We start from the raw sequence: 18,009 nt of genomic DNA, 5'->3' as shown, positions 1-18,009 counted from the left end.
AACGGCGCGCGACCGGCTGTCTTGCTTCTTGTACAAATACTCAAAAGGACGTCCCTGCCGGGAGCGCGGCAGGGACGGTGCGCCCTCAGCGGGCCTTGGCCTCCAGTCGGCGGCGATGCAGTACGGGTTCGGTATAGCCCGAAGGCTGGCCGCAGCCTTCGAATACCAGATCGCAAGCGGCCTTGAAGGCCGGGCCATCGAATCCGGGCGCCATCGGGCGATAGGCAGGGTCGGTGGCGTTCTGGCGGTCTACCACGGCGGCCATCTTGCGTATCGCCTCCATCACCTGCGCCTGCGAGATGACGCCGTGATGCAGCCAGCTGGCAAGCGCCTGGCTGGAGATACGACAGGTGGCGCGGTCTTCCATCAGGCCGACATCATGGATGTCGGGCACCTTGGAGCAGCCCACCCCCTGATCAACCCAGCGCACGACATAGCCCAGGATACCCTGCGCGTTGTTCTCGATCTCGGCCGTGATTTCGGCTTCGGACCAGTTGGCGCCTTGCGCGAGCGGGATGGTCAGCAGGTCGCGCAAGGTGCCGCGCGGGCCGCCTTTGGCAATCGCATCCTGCCGGGCCAGCACATTGACGCGATGGTAATGGGTTGCGTGCAGCGTGGCAGCGGTGGGCGAGGGCACCCAGGCGCAATTTGCCCCGGCCTGAGGATGGGCGATCTTCTGTTCCAGCATGGCGGCCATCAGATCGGGTGCCGCCCACATGCCCTTGCCGATCTGCGCGCGGCCACGCAGCCCGCAGGCAAGACCGATATCGACATTGCGGTCCTCATAGCTTTTGATCCAGGCGGTGTGTTTCATCTCGCCCTTGCGGACCATTGGCCCGGCCTCCATCGAGGTGTGGATCTCGTCGCCGGTGCGGTCCAGAAAGCCGGTATTGATGAAGGCCACGCGGGATTTCGCGGCGCGGATACATTCCTTCAGGTTCGCACTGGTGCGGCGCTCTTCGTCCATGATCCCGAGCTTCACGGTATTGCGTGGCAGGCCCAGCGTATCTTCCACAAGGTCAAAGATTTCCGAGGCGAAGGCCACTTCTCCGGGGCCGTGCATCTTGGGTTTCACCACATAGACCGAGCCGGTGACGGAGTTGCGCACGCCCGTGGTCTTCTTCAGGTCGTGCATCGCGCAAAGCGTGGTGACGAAGGCATCCATGATGCCCTCGGGCACTTCGGCGCCTTCGGCATCAAGGATGGCGGGGTTGGTCATCAGATGGCCGACGTTGCGCACCAGCATCAGGGCGCGGCCCTTCACCGCCAGCGGCGTGCCATCCGCGCCGGTCCAGTTGGCATCGGGGCGCAGGCTGCGGGTGAAGGTCTGGCCGCCCTTGCTGACCTCTTCGGTCAGCGTGCCGGTCATCAGGCCCAGCCAGTTACCGTATGCCACGACCTTGTCGGCGGCATCCACCGCCGCCACGCTGTCCTCGCAATCCATGATCGCGGAGAGGGCGCTTTCCAGCCAGATGTCGGAAATATGTGCGGCATCCGAAGCGCCGATGGCAGAACGGTCATCCATGACCACTTCGATCAGCAACCCATTGTTGCGCAGCAGAAATTGTTGCGGTGCGCGGGCATCGCCCATATGGGCAGCAAATTGTGCCGGGTCTGCCAGCGCCTTGTCGCCCTGAGCGGTCCGGACCACCAGCGCGCCACTCTCAACGGCGAATCCGCGCGCATCCTTCCAGCTGGCGCCAGCCAGCGGCACAGCGCTGTCGAGGAAATCGCGGGCCCAGGCAATGACGCGGGCGCCGCGTGCGGGGTCATAGCCTTTACCGAAGGGCAGATCCCCCAACGCATCGGTGCCGTAAAGTGCGTCGTAAAGGCTGCCCCACCGGGCATTGGCGGCATTCAGCGCGTAGCGCGCGTTCATCACCGGCACCACCAGTTGCGGGCCGGGAATCCTGGCGATCTCTGGGTCGACATTGGCGGTTTCAATGCTGAAATCCGGGCCTTCGGGCACCAGATAGCCGATCTCGCGCAGGAAGGTTTCATAAGCGTCGGGATCAAAGGGCTGGCCGCGCCGGCTCTTGTGCCAGTCGTCGATACTGGCTTGCAGCGCGGCGCGTTTGTCCAGCAGGGCGCGGTTCTTCGGGCCAAGCGAGGCTATCGCTGCGGCAAGGCCGCTCCAGAAGGTATCGGCGCTGACGCCGGTGCCGGGCAGGGCGCGGGTTTCGATGAAATCCGCCAGTTCGCGATCCACCTGAAGTCCGTTCTTGGTCATCCGTCCGATCATTTCCGACTCCCCGCTCTGTTCGGTCGCGAGGATGCGGAAAAACCGCCGTCCGGGCAACCGAAGCCGACACTGGATTTGAAAGCTCAGGCGAAAAACACTTGTCGGGCTTTCTTGATAAACGGATTCCGGGGGCACTGCCTGCTCAAAGATCGAAGCAAAGCTGACCGCCTTGTGGTGAGCGGCTGCCTTCGATCAGGGCGGAGAGAGTGGGGCGGAGGCGGCGGGGCGGTGGGGTTCCGCAAGCGCGGCGGCTGGCCGTCAGCCGGTTGCGGGCGTCACGGGCGGCGCTGACGGGGTCGACCACCGGCTCGGGGTAGCGACGGCCCAGCAGACCGGGGGCACCGGACCATTTCCATGGCTCTTGCAGCAACGCATCGGGGACGGGGGCGAGTTCGGGCAGCCAGCGCCGGGTGAAACTGCCGTCGGGGTCCAGAGTCTGACCCAGCCGCACCGGGTTGCAGATGCGTGGCGGAACCTCCGCCAGCCCGGCGTGGCGCCGGACCTGCGCCCAATGGATTGAGGGGGTATAATCGGTCAACCGCCGGGCCAGCGCCTCGCCCGCTGATCTGGAATCCAGCGACAGGTGGTGCAGGGCGCAACCCAGAACCATCGACCGCGCGGCATGAGGCAGCCAGCCGGTCGCGTTCAGATAGCGCAGGCAGGCATCCAGATAGGGCAGGCCGGTTTCTCCGGCCCCCCATGCCGCCAGCCGCGCAGCATCGCTTTCGGCGCTGCGACGGGGAAAAGCCTCGGCGCTGCGCATCGCAGTCGCGCGCGCCAGCAGCCGGGACTGCGTGGCCCGCAGGCCGGATGCCATCTGCGGCAGCGGGCGATCTGTCAGCCGCGCGTCGATGGCGGTGATGACTTCGGACGCCGACAGGGTGCCGAAGGCCAGATGGGCCGAAAGACGCGGGCTCGCCCGCTCGGCCCCGGCGGGCGTTACCTGCGCGGGGAGGCCTGGCGCGGCCCGGCTGGTCAGAAAACTTTCCAGGACTGCCAGCGCCGCGCTGCGCCCGCCGGGTTGTCGGTGCGGGCAGGGGTCATCCGCCAGCCGCAACGCGCGGGCCAAGGGGAGTGCGCCGGTTGACACGCCGTCGATCCCGCGCGCGGTCAGCGGCGCTGCCGGGGTATCGGCGGGCAGAGCGGTCCAGCGCAGGCCCGAGGCGCGCGCCCATTCCGCCACACGCGATTCGGCTGCACTGCCCGCCTGCTGTGTCACGATTTCGGTGATACGATGGGCGCGGACCAGACGCTCCATCACCGGGACCGGATCGCCGACCCGGATCGCCAGCGGAAGCTCCAGTGCCGCCAGCGCCGCTGCCAGATCCTTCAGGCTTTCGCTGCAGAAGGCCCAGTGGCGGGCAGAGCGATCCGGGCTGGCCCAATGATCGGGGTCCACCACATAAAGCGGCAGAACCGGACCGCGCGCGGCGGCGAAAGCCAGCGCCGGGTGATCTTCTGCCCGCAGATCCTGATTGAGCCAGACGAGAACATTCATGGAACATTTCTAGCCTGCCTGTTCTGCGCCGTCAAATGCGGCAAAGCTCAGGCGGCCATCCGGCGAAGCACGCGGGTCAGGATCGCCGCGACGGCGACATGGGCGGGTGAGGGGCTGCGGTCGCGGGCACGCAGCAGTGCCACTTCGCGCGCGATATCGGGGGCGGTCAATGCGCGTGCCACGATGGGGCGGCCATGCACCGCCGCTTTGGCATAGGCGGGCAGCACCGCAATCAGCCCCGCCTGTTCCACCAGTGCCAGCGCGGTATGGATCTGATGCACCTCCAGCGCCGGACGGAACGGCTGGCCCGCGCTTTCATAGCCGACTTCGGTGAGCAGTCGCAGCCCGCTTTCGCGTGTCAGCGCCACCTGCGGCTGGCCCGCGATCTGCGTCCAGGTCAGGTCCGGCTGGCTGGCAAGGGCATGATCGGTGGCCAGAAACACCATCAGTCGGTCGCGCAGCACCGGCGTCACCACCACGCCCTCCTCTCCGGGCTGGAAAGTGCCAAGCCCCAGATCGGCCCGCCCGTTGCGCACTTGCCCGACGATCGCATCGGTGCCCAGATCCTCGACTCGCAGCGACAGGTCGGGGTGGTGCGCGGCGGTTTCGCGGATCACGGCGGGCAGCACGGCGGCCGCCAGCAGCGGCGGTGCCGCAATCCGCAGCCGCCCGCGCCGCAACTGGCCCAGATCCTGCACATTGCTGACCGCGCGGTCGAGTTCCGTCAGCACCACGAAGGCCGAGGCGGCAAAGGCCTCGCCCGCCTCGGTCAGGTCGACGCGGCGGGTCGTGCGGTCGAAAAGCCGGGCACCCAGGCCGGTTTCCAGATCGCGGATCGCCTGGCTCAGCGCCGGTTGGGTGGTGTTCATCCGCTCGGCGGCACGGGAAAAGCTGCCAAGCTCCGCCACCGCCTGAAAGCATTCGATCTGTCGCAGGCTGGGCTTCATCGCATGTCCCCTGGCTTATGAAAGCCCTGTATACATGCGATGAAGCCGATGGCCAATCAGGCGCCGTAGGGCAGCCAGATGGTTTTCACCTGTACGGCGCGGTGCAGGAACTCGCGCCCCTGTCCCTGCGCCGGATCGAGCCAGTCGCGGGTCAGGCCCTGATCTGTCCAGACCGGCTTCAGGTTCCCGGCGCTCGCGGTTTCCACCATCGCCACGCCACTGGCCGAGCCGCAATACCACAGCGCCGCCACATCGTCATGTTCGGCCAGCGTTTTCGCCAGTTCGTCGCGGGCGCCGGTCAACAGGTTCACCACGCCACCCGGAATGTCCGAGGTTTCCAGCACCTGATAAAGCCGCGTCGCAATCAGCGGGTGGCTTTGCGAGGCGACGGCCACCACGCGGTTGCCCATGGCGATGGCGGGCAGGATCAGCGACATCAGGCCCAGAAGTGGCGCCTCGTCGGGGGCGATCAGGCCCATGGTGCCGAAGGGTTCGTTCACTGTCAGGGTGACATGGTTTGATTTGGTGGCCGTCACTGCGCCGTCGAACTTGTCAGCCTGCGCCGCATACCAGAAGGCGCGGCGCAGCGTCGCGGCAACCTCCTCGGCCGGTTTCGGGGTGCCACAAGCGGCCAGCGCGGCGGTGAATTCCTCGGCCCGCTGCGACAGGTTCTCGGCCAGGAAATACAGCACCTGTGCACGGTTATGGGCAGTCACGCCGCCCCAGCCGCTGGCCTTGCCCGCAGCCTCCACCGCGTTGCGCACATCCTTGCGGTTGGCCAGCGCCGCCTGACCCAGCGCCACGCCGCCCTTGCCGGTGGCGGTATAGCTTTGTCCGCCATCCGCCCGTGTCTGCTTGCCGCCGATATAAAGCTTCGCCGTGACGTCGATGCCCGCGCGGTCAGCCTTGCCCGCGTGGGGGGCCACGCCGGACAGCGGCGCCGGATCTGGGCGCGGCTTGCCCGGCCGCGCGGGGGCGGCGAGGTATTCGCGCATCCCTGCGCGGCCGCCCTCGCGCCCGTAACCGCTTTCGCGGTAGCCGCCGAAGGGGGCGCCCGCGTCGAAGATATTGGTGGCATTGATCCAGACCACCCCCGCCTTGACCTTGGCTGCGACCTCGATCGCCCGGTCGATGTTCTGTGACCAGACCGAGGCGGCGAGGCCATAGCGCGTATCGTTCGCCAGCGTAATGGCCTCGTCCGGGGTGCGGAAGGTCAGGGTGGTGGCGACTGGGCCGAAGATTTCGGTCTGGCTGACGGTGTGGGCGGGTGCGGTGCCGGTCAGGAAGCCCGGCGCGCAGAAGGCGCCCTGCGCGGGCATCTGCACCGGCGCGCGATGCAGGGTCGCGCCCTCTGCCTCCGCCTGCGCCAGCAGACCATGGATGCGTGCCAACTGCTTGCGCGACACCACGGCGCCGACATCCATGGTCTTGTCCAGCGGATCGCCGATGCGCAGCGTCTCCATCCGCTTTCGCAGCCTGTCGAAGAAGCGTGGCGCCACGCCTTCCTGAACCAGAATGCGGGAACCGGCACAGCAGACCTCGCCCTGATTGAACCAGATCGCATCGACCACGCCTTCGACGGCGGCGTCCAGATCGGCATCCTCGAACACGATGAAGGGCGATTTTCCGCCCAGTTCCAGCGACAGTTTCTTGCCCGAACCGGCGATCTGGCGCCGGATTACCCGGCCCACCTCGGTCGAGCCGGTGAAGGCCACCTTGGCCACGCCCTCATGCCCCGCAATCAGGGCGCCGGTAGCCCCGTCGCCGTTCACGATGTTCAGAACGCCGGGCGGCAGGCCGATCTCGGCGCAGATTTCGGCGAAGGCATAGGCGGTCAGCGGCGTCAGATCGGCGGGTTTCAGCACGACGGTATTGCCCGCCGCCAAAGCGGGGGCCACCTTCCACGCCAGCATCAGAAGCGGGAAGTTCCAGGGGATGATCTGGCCGCAGACCCCCAATGCCGAATGGCCCGGAAATTCATCCGCCATCAGCTCGGCCCAGCCCGCGTGGTGATAGAAATGCCGCGCGACCAGTGGCACGTCGATGTCGCGGCTTTCGCGGATCGTCTTCCCGTTGTCCAGCGTCTCCAGCACCGAGAGGAAGCGCTCGCGCTTCTGCACATGGCGGGCGAGGGCGTAAAGATAGCGCGCCCGGTCATGACCCGGCAGCGCCGCCCATTTCGGAAAGGCCGCGCGGGCGGCCTGCACCGCCGCATCCACCTCGGCGACCGTGCCAAGCCCCACGCGGGTCAGCACCGCATCGGTCGCGGGGTTCACCACCTCGGCCATCTCGCCTTCGGGCGCAGTGAAACGGCCGTTGATGAAATGGCCAATGACAGGGCGGTCGGCGATCCAGGCCAGCGCCTCGGTCGCGGATTCGGGGGCGGGGCCGTAATCCATGGTCTGCATGAGATCCTTGATGGTCATGGTCTTCTCCTCAGGCCAACGCATGCCTGTTGGCGGCCGAGTAGCGGCCCGTCACATGATGTTCCAACTGGCGTTCGATATCGCCCAGCATGGACGAGGCGCCGATGCGGAACAGATCGGGCATGCACCAGCGGCTGCCCATTTCCTCTTTCATCAGGATCAGCCAGTTCATCGCATCCTTGGCGGTTTTCAGCCCGCCTGCGGGTTTGAAGCCGACACGCTGGCCCGTGCGGTCGCCAAAGTCGCGCAGCGCCCGCACCATGGTCAGCGAGACGGGCAGGGTGGCGTTCACCTCTTCCTTGCCGGTCGAGGTCTTGATGAAATCGGCGCCCGCCTGCATCGCGACCATGCTGGCCTTGTAGACATTGGTCAGGGTTTTCAGATCGCCTGTGGCCAGGATCGCCTTCATATGCGCGTCGCCGCAAGCCTCGCGCATCTGGCGGATTTCATCGTAAAGCGCCGCCCAGTTGCCGGTCAGCGCCTGTTCGCGGGTGATCACGATGTCAATCTCCGCCGCGCCCTGATCGACGGCATAACGGATTTCCGCCAGTCGCAGCGGCAGCGGCGTCAGCCCGGCGGGAAAGCCGGTGGCGACCGAGGCGACGGGGATGCCCGAGCCATCGAGCGCTTTCACCGCATGGGGCACCATGGTGGGATAGACGCAGACCGCGCCGACGGTCAGCATCTCAAGACCCAGCGCCGCCAGCAGATCGGGGCGCAGCGGCTGCCGCGCCTTGGCGCAAAGCCGCTGCACGCGTCCGGCGGTGTCATCGCCTGCCAGTGTCGTCAGGTCGATGCAGGTGATGGCGCGGGCAAGCCATGCCGCCTGATGATCCTTCTTCACGGTCCGGCGGCCAGGCAGGCTGGCGGCGCGGCGTTCGGCGGCGGATCGGTTGACGCTGACATTTTCGAACCATTCCGGGGTGAATTCCGTGCCGGTCATCCGGGGGAACGTGCCGTTTTCACTCATTCGGGGTCTCCAGCAGGAAATGGGCGGTGACGTCGTCAGTCACGAGGACCGAGACATATCCGGCCTGCAAGGCGGCGCGGGCGATGGCGTGTTTTTCCGCCCCCGCCACAAGGGCAAGACGATGTTCGGCATGGGGCAGGCGGTGCAGTGGCAGGCCCAGCGTGCGGGCATCCAGCGCCGCATCGACCGGCTGCCCTGCCGCATCGACGAAACGGCCAAGGATGTCGCCCACCGCGCCGTGGGCGCGCAGCGTGTCGATTTCAGCGGGGCTGAGGTAGCCCTGCGCGCAAAGGGCAGACCGATGCGAGACGCCGCCCATCGAAAAGGCCACCAACGATGCGTCCCCGGCGCGTGCCATGGCGCGGGCGATCACCGGATCGGCCTCCAGCGCGCGGCAGGTCGAGGGCTGGCCAAGGATCGCGGGCACGGGCAGCAGTGTGGCGCTGCCCCCCGCCGCCTGCGCCACTGCCTCGGCCACGGCGGAACTGCGCGGGTCGGTCACCGTCAGCGCGGCTGCCCCGTTCAGCAGCACGACCTCCAGACCCGGCGCCCAGCCCTGCGGCAGGGCGCGCGCCAGCGCCGCCATGGTGCGGCCCCAGCTGACGCCCATCAGCGCCGGTTTCGGTGTCAGTGCCACCAGCCAGCGCGCGGCGGCCTGGGCGATGCCTTCGTTCAGCATGTCGGGGTCGGTCACGCCGCCCATGGGAACCACCAGCGCCTCGCGCAGACCCCACCGGGCCTGCAACGCGGTCTCCAGCCCCGTCGCGCGGCGGGCGCGCGGCACGATTTCCACCCGGACCACGCCCTCCGCCTTCGCCTCGGCCAGCAGACGGCCAACCTGCCAGCGGGTCAGGCCCAGCTCATCCGCCACCTGAGCCTGCGTGCGGTCGAGGTCATAATACAGCTTCGCCGCCTGAATCATCAGGTGGTCGCGGTTTTCATCCGCCGGCAGGCGCGCGGAATAGGGGCTGCGGTCGCTCATATGCGCAAAAATACATCATTTGCAGGATAAGGCAACATTTGTAACCTTTGGTGAGCCAACCTTTGCGTGATCGGTCTTTTGCCTTTCCGGCCATGAGCTTATTCTGGTTTCATGAATATCATCCTCATCATCGCCGCCGTGGCGCTTCTGTTCGTTGTGATCGCCCTGGCCGAACCTGTGGCCGAAAGATTGCGCCTGCCCTATACGGTGGCCCTTGCGGCCATCGGTGCGCTTCTGGGGGCCGGGGCCGCGACCCTGACCGCGACGATGGGCACACGCCTGCCTGAGGAGGTTTCGGCGCTGCTGGCACTGCCCATCCGGTCCAGTGTCTTCCTTTACGCGCTGCTGCCCACACTGGTGTTTCAGGTGGCGCTGGGGCTCGATCTGCGGCGGATGCTGGATGACTGGGTGCCGATCCTTGTGATGGCGGTACTGGCGGTTCTGGCGGCAACGGCCTTTGTCGGCGGCGCGCTGGTGCCGTTCAGCCAGATGTCGGTGCTGGCCTGTTTTCTGGTGGGTGCCATCGTGTCCACCACCGATCCTTCGGCGGTGGTCAGCATCTTCCGGGGACTGGCCGCGCCGCAGCGGCTGGCGCGGATCGTCGAGGGCGAAAGCCTTCTGAACGACGCGGCGGCCATCGCGCTCTTTGGCTTCTTCCTGACCTTCGTGATGGCAGGGGTGCCGAACCCGACGCTGCATGACGCCTTCATCGGCCTGCCGGTGCAGGTGGCCAGCGGGATGCTCACCGGCTGGATCGTGGCGCAGGTGGCGCTGTTCGCCATGGTGATGCTGGCCGCATGGCCGCTGGCGCAACTGTCACTGTCGGTCGCGGTGCCCTATGCGACCTATCTGATTGCCGATCAGTTGCTGGGTGCCTCGGGCGTGGTGGCGGTTGTGTTTGCGGGCATGACGCTGAACTGGGCCGGGCCTGGACGGCTGTCGCCCGGTGCCTGGACCAACCTGCGCGAGGTCTGGGACTTGCTGGCGCACTGGGCGGGGGCGCTGATTTTCGTGCTGGCCTCGCTGCTCATTCCGCGGCTGATGGCGGATGCGCGGCCGTTCGACCTGTTTCTGGTGCTGGTCGTGGTGGTGGCGGCGACGGTGGCGCGGATGCTGATGCTGTGGGTGCTGCTGCCGTTGCTTGCACGCTTGCGCCTGTCGCCGAAGGTGGATCAGCCCTATCGCGTGGCAATCCTCTGGGGCGGGCTGCGCGGAGCGGTCACGCTGGCGCTGGCACTGGCAGTGACCGAGAACCTGCGCGTTCCGGTCGATATCCGCCGCGAGGTTGGCATTCTGGCCACCGGATTTACGCTGTTCACCCTGTTCATGCAGGGCACCACGCTGCGGCTGTTGATCCGCAAGCTGGGGCTGGCCAAGCTGGCCCCGCTGGATGTCGCGCTGTCCCGGCAGGTCATCGCTGTCGCCCTTCAGAACGTCCGCGAGGAAGTGTCTGAAAGCGTGAAAGAGCATGGCCTGAGCCGCGATATCGCGCGCGCCGAGGCGAAAAGCTTTGCCACCCGTCTCGATCAGGCGGTCGAGCTTGCGGATGCCAGTTCCGATATCGGCGAGAAGGACCGCATCACGCTGGGCCTGCTGGCCCTTGCCGGACGCGAGCGCGATCTGGTGCTGGAGGCGTTCCGCGAACAGGAGATCAGCCCCGGCCGCGCGCAACAGATGCTGACCGACGCCGACCGGCTGATGGAAGGCACGCGGGCGGGCGGGCGCACCGGCTATCGCCGCGCCGCACGGCGGGCGCTGGGGCGCGGACGGTTGCACCGGCTGGGCGTCTGGATGAACAACCGGCTGCGCGTGCCGTGGCTTCTGGCGCTTCTGACCGCGCACCGCTTCGAAATCCTTGAAAACCAGCGTATCCTTCTGAAGGATCTGCACGGCTATATCGACAGCAAGATCCGTCGCATCCATGGCCGCCGTGTGGCCGACCTTCTGCATCGCCTGCTGACCCAGCGCGAGGAGGAGGTGGAACAGGCGCTGGATGCGCTGCGCCTGCAATACCCTGGCTATGCCGAGGAGATGGAGCGACGCTTCATCCGCCGTCTTGCCCTGCGGCTGGAGGAGCGGGAATATGACACGCTGCTCGAAGACGGGCTGATCGGGCGCGAACTGCACATGACCCTGCGCCAGTCGCTCAGCGGGGCGCGGCGGCGGCTGAACCGGCGGCCCCGGCTGGATCTGGCGGTGCAGAAAAGCGCGATGTTGCGGCAGATGCCGGCGCTGGCGGGGCTGGATGCGGCACAGTTGCGCATGGTGCAGAAGCGGGTCGCGACGGTCTATGCCCAGCCGGGCGATGTGCTGATCCGCAAGGGCGATCCGGCGCGGCATGTGTTCTTTATCGCCTCCGGCGCGGTCGAGGTCGAATTCGCCGGGCAGGTGGAACGTCTGGGCCGGGGCGAGATGTTCGGGCAACTGGGCATCCTGACCCACCGGCCGCGCCGGGCGCAGGTCACGGCGATTACGCATTGCACGCTGCTGACGCTGGATGAGGCGCGGTTCCTTGATCTTCTGTCGCGGGACGAGACGCTGCGCGAAGCGGTGGAGAAAAGCACCGCCCGCCGTGGCCTGATGGAGGCGGCGGCGCGGCTTGGCCCTGCCGAGGCGGCCCCGGTCAGATAAGCCCGCGCCGGCTGGCGGCCAGCGCAGCTTCAGCCCGGCTGGAGATGTTGAGCTTGCGGTAGATCGACTTCGTATGCGAGGCACAGGTGTTGGGCGTGATCCCCAGCGTGGCGGCGATATCGGTGCCGGTGAAGCCCTTGCCCAGAAGGCGAAGCACCTCCTGCTCTCGCTGGGTGAGTGCCACATCGGGCTGGCCCGGCACCTCGGCAGGGCGCAGCGCCTTTGCCTGGGCCTGAAAATGGGCGATCATGCGCTGGGCGATGCGGGGCGAGATCGGCGGCTCTCCGGCTGCGATCCGGCGGAACTGGTCGGCAAGGCTCGCGGCCTTCACGCCCTTGAGGATATAGCCCATCGCCCCCGCCGCCAGCGCGTCGAACAGCGAGGCGTCATCCTCGAAGATGGTGATGACCACCGGCAGCGTTTCGGGCAGGTCACGGGTGATCGCGCGAATGATGTCGATGCCGTGGCCGTCCGGCAGGTCGAGGTCGATCAGCGCGAAGTCAAAGCGCGTGTCGCTGTGAAACAGCGCCGTCACAGCCTCCGCACAGGTGGAGGCGGTGCTGATCATGGCACCCGGCAGCGTGGACTGAAGGGTTTCGCAGATCCAGTTCCGGGTTTCACGATTATCGTCCAGCACCAGCGCATGCAGAACACCCCCGTCCGTGCGGAGCGATCTGGAAAGGTCTGCGTCGCGGCTCTGGTTCATTGGTCCTGTCTATCGGCGTAAAATGACTTTGTGGGGCGAAAACTCAGGTATTCAAGAAATATCAGCGTTCATCGGAAGGTAAAGTTCCATCCGGTAATGGCCATTTTCTGTCGGACCGGCCTCAAGACGGCCTTTCAGCGCCTCTGCCCGGTTGCGCATGTTGCCGGTGCCATTGCCGCGATGGGGGCCTTCTGCCCGCCGATCCGCAGAGGAAAGCGCATTGACAAGGCACAGGTGCAGGCTCTGGCCGTCACAGGTGGCGGTGACATGGATATCCCCGGCGCCATGCGTCAGCGCATTGCTCAGGGCCTCGCGCTGGATGGCGGTCAGATTGCGCTGCATGTCATAGCGCAATGGGATCTCGGCTTCGTCGGCGCTGCCCGGCGGCCAGATCAGGCGGCGGTCCAGCGCCTCGGCCCGGCTGCGGCTTTCAGCGCGCAACTGGCCGATCAGCAGCGGCAGCGTCACCTCGCGCCCGGCCAGCCCGGTGGCGATCTGGCGCAGGTCTGACAGCGCTTCGATCAGGAAATCCTGCCGCTGGCCGTCGTCGCGGGCATGCAGGCTGGACAGAAGACGCGACCCCACATCGTCATGCAGGTCGCGGGCAATGCGCTGGCGTTCGCGGGCGACGGCGGTTTCATAGGTCACGCGGTCGCGGCCCGCGGCTTCGGCCAGCGTGGCAAGCTCATCGGCCAGTGCGCGGTCCTCGGCGTTGAACAGCCGTCGTCCGGCGGCCGCATAGCCCAGACGCAGGGCAGGCGTACCCTCGGGGCCGGGGATGACCAGCGCCAGCCCCTCGTCCTCCAGCAGGGCGCCGGTCACCGGCGCGGGCAGCGCCTCGACCCGTAGCGGCGCGAACAGCCGTTCCATCACACCGCGCCAGGCATTTGCCTTGGCCTGCCCGCCATGCTGAAAGGCCACGGACAACGTATCGCGGTACAGTGCCGCGAGATCAGGGCGGCGGCGGCCAAGCCAGCGGTCAAAGACCAGATCTCGCATGGGAAAATACACCAGCCCCACCAGCGCCACGGCCGAGGCCAGCGAGGCCGGGCCGGACAGGCTCAGCGTCAGCAGGAAGACCGTATCGACCACGATCATCAGCGCGACGACTGCAAGGCTGAACAGCACCCGCAGCGCCCAGCGGTCCAGATCGAACAGGCGATAGCGGGCCAGCGCAAGCGCGGCGCCGACATAGATCGCGCAGAGCGGGATGAAGGCCAGCCCCTGTGACAGGATCGTTTCCGCCCCGATCAGCGCAGGCAACGAGACCATGAGGACGAAAACGCCCGAGCCCAGCAGCACCGACAGCCCCAGCCAGCGCAGGGCGGCGCGGTCGGCGGGATGGCCCCGCGTGGCGCGCAGCTGTGCAAGGATCAGCCCGAGGATCGTCAGGAACATCACCCCGATGAGCACCTGCGGCTTGATCAGGTCATAGGGCGGAAGTTGCAGCCGATAGGCGATTTCGTTGACAGCGGCCAGCGCCGCCACTGCCCGGACCCACCGCGACGCCAGAACGGGCCGGGGGTAGCGCGCGAACAGCCCGATCATGCCGACCCCGAAGGCGAAAGTGCCGATGTGGTTCACGATGCTCAGGCGCCACAGCAGATCCGGGTCGATGGACAACTCGCGCGTACCATAGACAGAAGCGGTGAAAGCCGCCGTCGCCACCCCGGCCCCGGCCAGCACGAAGCCGCCCAGCCCCTCGCTTTGCTGGCGGCCATTGCGGCCGCTGCGCAGGACCAGCAGGAAGGCCGCGATGGCCAGAACGATGATCCCGACCGCCCATTGGACCCAGAACATCGCGGGCAGGTGCCGGAGCGGGGTTTCAGCCGTGACGGGCAGGTCGATCTCGTCGCCGTTCTCCAGATGCAGGCGCAACGGCTGTCCGGCAGCGGTGGCCTGCGTGGTCAGGGCAGTCATCTCGCCCTGCGCTGCGAGCAGGGCACGGAAACCGGCATAGCTGCTCAGCATGTCGGGGTCTTCGACCAGAAGATCCGGTGTCAGCAGGACGGGCGCGCCTGCCTGCCCGGTGGGCGGCCCCAGCGCGCGGACCTCAATCGCCCCGTCTGGCGCAAGTACAGAAAGGCGGCTGCCATCGGTCTGGACGCTCAGACTGTAGTCTGGCAGGCTTTCGCGCAGAGCCAGCACGGCAAGCGCCAGAAGCAGGATGCCGACGCAGGCGGCCAGCAGCCGCAACGCAGGGGTGCGCAGCTCATGCATCCCGCAACCCTGCGGGAAGTCGCTCTGGCTCCATGCGCAAAATCCTCGTCTCCCCCGGCAAAATCCGCCCCTGCCTGTCCCCGTTTCAGACCATAGCGCAGGAAAGACACCCTGCAACCCGCTGAACCCGGACTTTGGCTTTTGCGCGGCCTTTCCGGGGCATATCCCCTGAACAGGGGATGTGTTTACCTTGCGAGATGCGGCATATCAGAGAAAATTTTCAATCGGGGTTTGACCATGGCCTACCTGCCCGGCGACGACAAGAAAAACACGATTTACGGAACGGACGAGTCCGATCAGATCCTTGCCTATGCGGGCAACGACAAGGTGTTCGGCGGCTTCGGCAACGACAACATCCTGGCGGGCGATGACAACGATACCGTCTATGGCGGCTTTGCCACCGATGTGGTGAACGGCGAGGCGGGCAATGATGTGATTTACGGCGACAGCGCCGGAGACATCCTGACCGGCGGCGCGGGCAAGGACCGCATCTTCGGGGGCAGCGGATCGGATACGATCGGCGGGTATGGTCAGCCGATTTCGGATTACGCCGGAGATGTCATCGATGGCGGCTCGGGCCTCGACTGGATGTATCTTGATTACTCGTCGCGCGGCAGCAAAGTCTCGCTGACCATCGGGGACTGGATCAAGACCCAGACGCTGACCGGCGGGGTATCCGTGACATGGGTCGATGTGTTCAACATCACCGGCACGTCGCAGAACGACAAGATCACCGGCGGGATGTTCTATGACTTCCTGTATGGCGGCGACGGTCATGACCGTCTGAATGGCGCCGGTGGCAATGACTCGCTTGAAGGCGGGCTTGGCAACGACACGTTGCTGGGTGGCATGGGCAATGACACGCTGCGCGGCGGCGAAGGCAACGACCGGCTTGATGGCCAGCAGGGGGCCAACCTCCTGGATGGCGGCGCTGGCAACGATACGCTGAATGGCGGGCTTGCGGGCTGGCTGTACGGTGGCGAGGGCAACGACAAGATGACCGGCGGCATTTCGAACGACACGTTCGATGGCGGGCTGGGCAATGACTCGATGTATGGCGGCGCGGGTAACGACGTCTTCTACCGTGATGAGGGCAACGACCTGATCAACGCCGGGGCAGGCGATGACACTGTGAGCCTGCGCTATGGTGCCGACCGTGACACGCTGATCGGCGGGGCAGGGAGCGACACGCTGATCCTCGAACAGGTGACGGACAATTTCACCGCCAAGGCATCGGGCAAGACCGTGACCCTGCCGGGGGGCACGAAATATTCGGGGTTCGAGAACTACAACCTGCAGGCCTCCAATCAGGGGCAGGGCCTGAAGTTCACCACGCTGGGCGGCAATGACACGCTGTATGCGACCTCGGGCAGTGATGTTCTGAATTCGGGCAGTGGCAACGATTTCATCTATGCCTACGGTGGCAACGACAAGATCTATGGCGGCGCGGGCGATGACTTCCTTGCCGTCGATTCCGCCGAAAAGGATACCGTGGATGGCGGCGCCGGGCGCGATACGCTGTCGATGGGCAACTATACCGACACCCGTGATCTGGTGATGGCCTTCACCGGCAAGAACGGCACACTGACCGGCGGTTCGGTGTTCAAGGGGATCGAGACGGTCAGCGCCAGCTTCGGCTCGGGCAATGACAAGTTCGTCAAGGTCGGCGCGCTGGAATCGGTCAACCTGAGCGGCGGCGCCGGAAATGACACGCTTTCCGGCACCAAGAATTCGTTCGACTACCTGCGCGGCGATGCCGGAAACGACAGCCTGAACGGCGGGGCAGGCGACGACAATCTGGACGGCGGCGAGGGCAATGACACGCTCATCGGCGGCGACGGCAACGACTGGATCAACGACAATTACGGCACCAACAAGATCGACGCCGGTGGTGGCAACGATTATGTGGCGCTGTCCGAATACTATCCGACGATCGAGGAATATGCGATCGGCGGCAGCGTCAAGCTGGGCGCCGGGGATGACAACCTGCAACTGACGATGCGGGTCGATGGCCTTGGGCGGATGGTGGCGGACGGTGGCTCCGGTGTGGATACTATCGGCCTGTCTCTGGGGGACCAGACCGACGACATCATCTTCAACATCCGCAAGACGAAATCGCTGCTGGACGGCCGTATCAAGGTAACCGGGTTCGAGACGGTCAATATCACCTCGGGTTCGGGCAATGATGTCCTGACCGGCGGTGCAAATGGCGATACGATGAGCGGCGGCGAAGGCAATGACAAGCTGTACGGCGGCGCCGGCAGTGACCGGCTGGACGCCGGGGCGGGTGTCGACAAGCTCTACGGCGGCTCGGGGATGGATTATCTTACCGGCGGCAGCGTCACGGGCGCGCGGGAAACCGGCGATGTGCTGGACGGCGGCGCCGACAATGATGTCATCACGATGGGTCTGGGCGCCACCGCCATCGGCGGCAGCGGGTTCGACACGCTGGTCCTTTACCTGACCAGCGAGACCGGGAATTTCTCGCTCAACATCGGGAAAGCCACGCAAAAGCTTGATGCCGCGACGAAAATCTCGGGTTTCGAGGCGCTGCAATATTACGGCAGCGCCGGCAAGGACAACGTGACCGGCGGCGAGGGCGTGGACATCCTGAACGGCTACAACGGCAATGATACGCTGGTGGGCCGGGGCGGCACCGACACGCTGACCGATGGCGCCGGGAACGACAAGCTGTACGGCGGCGACGGCGATGATACGCTGTGGCGCAGCGACATGACCGGCAAGGACGTGTTCGACGGCGGCGCCGGAACCGATACGCTCCAGTTCTCGGGCTACTACGGCAGCGTCATCCTCGACCTGGCCAAGCAGTCGCAGAATGACGGGCTGGCCAAAGGCCTGACCGTCAAGAACATCGAGCGCGTTCACGGCAGCTTCAACGAGGACCGGCTGAGCGGGGACAGCAAAGCCAACTACTTCAACGGTGGTTACGGCGATGATACGCTGGATGGACGCGCGGGCAATGACACGCTGGACGGTGGCACCGGCGACGACTGGCTGACCGGCGGTGCCGGAAATGACATGTTCATTCTCAACCGCGACGGCAATCAGGGCGATATCATCACCGATTTCACGCGCGGCTCTGACAAGCTGGGCATTCAGGGCTATGCCTTCGGGATCTATGCCTTTGAAAAACCCGCATTCGAGCTGGTGACCGGGGCCAATCCTGTCGCCAAGACAACGGGCCCGACCATCCTGTTCGAAACCGATAACGGGCGGCTCTGGTTCGATCCCGACGGCAAGGGCGATGTGGCCGAAGCCGAGTTCATTGCCCAGTTGCGCGGTGTCAGCACACTGACGATGAACGACTTCGAGTTGTTCTGAGCGGCTGACACAGCTTTACGGGCGATGAAAGCCGCGCGGGGATCC

The 18,009-nt window shown here is 66.1% G+C and carries 10 protein-coding genes; 2 read left to right on the top strand and 8 right to left on the bottom strand.

Annotated features, from left to right (window positions below; genetic code table 11):
- Positions 1 to 85: 85 nt before the first annotated feature.
- From C8N34_RS19965 to C8N34_RS19940, 6 genes are all read right to left on the bottom strand, one after another.
- Positions 86 to 2,242: a malate synthase G gene (locus C8N34_RS19965; protein WP_108130238.1), complete on the bottom strand. Its 2,157-nt coding sequence runs from the start codon at positions 2,240 to 2,242 to the stop codon at positions 86 to 88.
- Between the two features lie 142 nt (positions 2,243 to 2,384).
- A complete protein-coding gene (locus tag C8N34_RS19960) occupies positions 2,385 to 3,740 on the bottom strand; it encodes an FAD-binding domain-containing protein (protein WP_108130237.1) in 1,356 nt (451 codons plus the stop codon).
- Positions 3,741 to 3,787: 47 nt separating this feature from the next.
- Complete coding sequence (locus C8N34_RS19955; protein WP_108130236.1) at positions 3,788 to 4,687, bottom strand: LysR family transcriptional regulator; 900 nt, start codon at positions 4,685 to 4,687, stop codon at positions 3,788 to 3,790.
- Between the two features lie 56 nt (positions 4,688 to 4,743).
- Entirely contained in the window at positions 4,744 to 7,113 is a 2,370-nt protein-coding gene (locus C8N34_RS19950) for an aldehyde dehydrogenase family protein (RefSeq protein ID WP_199750712.1), read from the bottom strand.
- A 10-nt stretch (positions 7,114 to 7,123) separates the two neighbouring features.
- On the bottom strand, positions 7,124 to 8,083 hold the full coding sequence (deoC, locus tag C8N34_RS19945) for a deoxyribose-phosphate aldolase (RefSeq protein WP_108130235.1): 960 nt from the start codon (positions 8,081 to 8,083) through the stop codon (positions 7,124 to 7,126).
- A complete protein-coding gene (locus C8N34_RS19940; RefSeq protein WP_108130234.1) occupies positions 8,076 to 9,065 on the bottom strand; it encodes a sugar-binding transcriptional regulator in 990 nt (329 codons plus the stop codon). Before C8N34_RS19940 ends, deoC begins: the two co-directional genes overlap by 8 nt.
- Positions 9,066 to 9,176: 111 nt before the next feature.
- Here C8N34_RS19940 and C8N34_RS19935 point away from each other — a divergent pair, with 111 nt between their 5' ends.
- Positions 9,177 to 11,696, top strand: a complete 2,520-nt coding sequence (locus C8N34_RS19935) for a cation:proton antiporter (protein ID WP_054303976.1) — start codon at positions 9,177 to 9,179, stop codon at positions 11,694 to 11,696.
- Here C8N34_RS19935 and C8N34_RS19930 read toward each other — a convergent pair.
- Both C8N34_RS19930 and C8N34_RS19925 read right to left on the bottom strand, forming a co-directional pair.
- The gene (locus C8N34_RS19930) at positions 11,689 to 12,402 is read right to left on the bottom strand and encodes a LuxR C-terminal-related transcriptional regulator (RefSeq protein ID WP_108130233.1); all 714 of its coding nucleotides are present in this window, start codon (positions 12,400 to 12,402) and stop codon (positions 11,689 to 11,691) included. The two genes, C8N34_RS19935 and C8N34_RS19930, sit on opposite strands and share 8 nt — an antisense overlap.
- Positions 12,403 to 12,453: 51 nt before the next feature.
- On the bottom strand, positions 12,454 to 14,622 hold the full coding sequence (locus C8N34_RS19925) for a sensor histidine kinase (RefSeq protein ID WP_108130232.1): 2,169 nt from the start codon (positions 14,620 to 14,622) through the stop codon (positions 12,454 to 12,456).
- 237 nt (positions 14,623 to 14,859) lie between these two features.
- On the opposite strand from C8N34_RS19925, the gene C8N34_RS19920 reads away from it, so the two are divergent.
- Positions 14,860 to 17,964 (top strand): calcium-binding protein, encoded by a 3,105-nt coding sequence (locus tag C8N34_RS19920; RefSeq protein ID WP_108130231.1) that lies wholly within the window; start codon positions 14,860 to 14,862, stop codon positions 17,962 to 17,964.
- Positions 17,965 to 18,009: the final 45 nt, after the last annotated feature.

It is taken from the genome of Gemmobacter caeni (assembly GCF_003054195.1).
Classification (GTDB): Bacteria; Pseudomonadota; Alphaproteobacteria; order Rhodobacterales; family Rhodobacteraceae; genus Gemmobacter; species Gemmobacter caeni.
The sequence above is the reverse complement of the archived record's forward strand: the minus strand, read 5'-3'. Positions and strand labels throughout refer to the sequence as shown.